General features: G+C 59.5%; 1 protein-coding gene. It reads left to right on the top strand.

The features are described 5' to 3' along the window. Nucleotides 1-269 (top strand): transposase (locus AU465_RS32780; protein ID WP_192257129.1); only part of this gene is annotated, 269 nt, incomplete at its 5' end. Nucleotides 270-279 lie beyond the last annotated feature (10 nt).

Below are 279 nucleotides of genomic sequence, written 5' to 3'. Positions count from 1 at the left end.
ACCCCATCAACCTGGGAAGCCATAAGTCCGCGGCCATCAGGCAGATGATCAAGGCCGCTGGCGCCAGGCTCTGGTACCTGCCGCCCTACTCACCGGACCTCAATCCGATCGAGCAGGCCTTCGCCAAGATCAAACACTGGATGCGCCAAGCGCAGAAACGCACCGTCGAGGACACCTGGCGCCACATCGGCCACCTCGTCGAAACCATCGAGGCAGCCGAATGCAAGAACTACTTCGCAAACGCCGGATACGCTTCCGTCAAAACGTGAAAGACTCTAG

Origin of the sequence: Mesorhizobium silamurunense (genome assembly GCF_014843905.1) — a bacterium.
Lineage (GTDB): Bacteria > Pseudomonadota > Alphaproteobacteria > Rhizobiales > Rhizobiaceae > Mesorhizobium > Mesorhizobium silamurunense.
Note: the sequence above shows the minus strand (reverse complement) of the source record. Positions and strands in the feature narration are given on the sequence as shown.